The sequence below is a fragment of the Citrobacter sp. W9 genome (assembly GCF_026719375.1).
GTDB classification, from domain to species: Bacteria; Pseudomonadota; Gammaproteobacteria; order Enterobacterales; family Enterobacteriaceae; genus Citrobacter; species Citrobacter werkmanii.
Genome location: NZ_JAPPTE010000060.1, coordinates 1 through 2,279, shown reverse-complemented (window position 1 = coordinate 2,279; position 2,279 = coordinate 1). Strand labels below are relative to the sequence as shown.

Sequence of the window (2,279 nt, the reverse complement as noted above, 5' to 3'; positions counted from 1 at the left end):
TGTAATGGCTCAATAGTAATGTCCGCCTGTGGCTCAATTCAGATGTCCGCGCTATGGTAAGCTTCACTGGTCCGTTTAAACTACCGGGAGGCATATCATGAGCGCAGAAAGCTCAGGAGTGTTTACTTTGAAAGAGATCAACCGGATCAAGATTATACAGGACGTCATTGAACGTCGCATCACAACGCGCCGTGCGGCCGAGCACCTCGGTATCAGCGACAGGCAATGCCGCAGACTTCTTGCCCGTTACCGTGAAGGCGGACCGCTTGGTATGGCCAGCAGACGATGTGGCATGCGTGGTAACCGCCAGTTGCCACCCGGGCTCGCAGATCAGGCTCTGGAACTGATCAAGACGCGTTATGCTGATTTCGGTCCGACTCTGGCGCGTGAAAAGCTCGAAGAACTCCACGGACTGTTTCTTGGCAAAGAAACTGTCCGGCGCATCATGGTGCGGGCTGGCTTATGGGTTCCCCGTAAACAACATGCCGCAAGGATCCCTCAACCACGGTACCGGCGTCCGTGTACTGGTGAGCTGATACAAATAGATGGCTGTGATCACGACTGGTTTGAAGGCCGTGGCCCGGCCTGCACCGCGCTGGTCTATGTTGATGATGCAACCAGCAAACTGATGGAACTGTTGTTTGTTAAATCGGAGTCCACGTTTTCTTACTTCGAAGCCACGCGGCGCTATATCGATAAGCATGGTAAACCGCTGGCACTGTACAGCGATAAAGCCGGTGTTTTTCGTGTTAACAATAAACACGCCACAGGCGGAGACGGGCATACTCAGTTTGGGCGAGCCATGCATGAACTGAACATCCAGACTATCTGTGCAGAAACCAGTCCCGCCAAAGGGCGTGTAGAACGAGCTCACCTCACTTTACAGGATCGTCTGGTCAAAGAGCTGCGGTTACAGGGCATTTGTTCAATGGAGGCTGCAAATGACTTCGCTGAGGCCTATATGGCTGACTATAACCGCCGTTTTGGCAAAGTACCGCGACATGATTTTGACGTACACCGTGCTGTAGAACATGATGAGGACCTGGGGCTTATTTTCACTGTTCGTGAAAAACGTAAAGTCTCAAAATCGTTGACGATACAATATGATAAAATGTTGTACCTGATTGAAGACAGCGAACTGAGTCGCCGTGCAATAGGTAAATATATCGATGTGTATCACTATCCTGATGGCAGAAAAGAGCTGCGCCTGAACGGTACGCTACTTCCCTACTCTACCTACGACCGACTGTCAGAAATCGACCAGGGCGCGATTGTCGATAACAAGCGTCTTGGCCGAACCCTGGAGTTTATCAGTCTGGTGCAGAGCAAGCGGGATAACACGCGCTCTCAGTCAATTCCCGCTGGAGATGGCCCTTCCCGACGACGGCCAAAGCAGGAAGGGAAGAAATCCCAGCGCTCACTGGATAATGATGACATGCTCGAAGCACTCAAACAGCTTCAGTCACGTTCAGAGGACATTTTTGGTAAAAGAGCCCGCTGATGGTACTCACTGGCCGGACAGTGGTTGCTCACCAGTTGATATTGTCCGGCCAGACCCATGATGTATTATTCATTTCGTTCAGCATCTTTATGTCCTGCTTTTCACGGGCATACTTACCCCATAATGAATGAAAAGAACGAACAATACTGATTAACTGCTTTTTTCTTTGCTCCGGAGATAGGCTGATAAAATAGCAGCACCTGCTGTCAATATTATCCTCAATGAAATTAAAATCAGAGTCTGATGCATATTTTACTGTTAGCATAATATCATTCGACGTTGTTCTCTCAGACTCTGTTAATGCTGATTCTATCAGGTATTCAAAGGCATACATGACAGACAGCTGGTTTTTGTCTGTCTGAATATAACCCATTGAGTTTCTGAGTATTGAGGACTGTACCAGGACCAGAGGCCATAAAAGCTCAACACCATAAAGCTTATATGTATCATGTTGATCATACTGATGTTGCTCAACACGACGATTACCTTCCCGTGCTTTACGAATATCATAGGCAAGGGATAACATAAATCCGTCTTTAACTTTAATCAGTGGGCTTTCATCCACGATGTAATGAATGAGTTCATGTAATTCATTCAGGGCTTCTGAATCTCCCCACAGTATAAAACCTGCATTGTTCGGCGTTAACTCGTATCGAAGCATGGGCTCAATCATCCTGTTGTTTCAGTCGGAGGAAAGTCTATCAGTAAAGAGAATGAGAGATCAAAGTGGTCATTTTAATTGAGCTGGATAACGGACATTTCAATTGAGCCTTGACAA

The 2,279-nt window shown here is 47.6% G+C and carries 2 protein-coding genes; one reads left to right on the top strand and one right to left on the bottom strand.

Going from position 1 to position 2,279, the window contains the following annotated elements; all coding sequences use genetic code 11:
• Positions 1-97: 97 nt before the first annotated feature.
• The gene (locus OOJ59_RS27730; protein ID WP_074075332.1) at positions 98-1,501 is read left to right on the top strand and encodes an ISNCY-like element ISKpn21 family transposase; all 1,404 of its coding nucleotides are present in this window, start codon (positions 98-100) and stop codon (positions 1,499-1,501) included.
• Positions 1,502-1,529: 28 nt separating this feature from the next.
• Here the strand turns inward: OOJ59_RS27730 and OOJ59_RS27725 are convergent, their stop codons facing one another.
• Entirely contained in the window at positions 1,530-2,162 is a 633-nt protein-coding gene (locus OOJ59_RS27725; protein ID WP_001567369.1) for a DUF6904 family protein, read from the bottom strand.
• Positions 2,163-2,279 lie beyond the last annotated feature (117 nt).

Coding starts and splice junctions, on each gene's coding strand:
- OOJ59_RS27730 (WP_074075332.1), top strand. CDS start 98: ATGAGCGCAGAAAGCTCAGGAGTGTTTACTTTGAAAGAGATCAACCGG.
- OOJ59_RS27725 (WP_001567369.1), bottom strand. CDS start 2,162: ATGCTTCGATACGAGTTAACGCCGAACAATGCAGGTTTTATACTGTGG.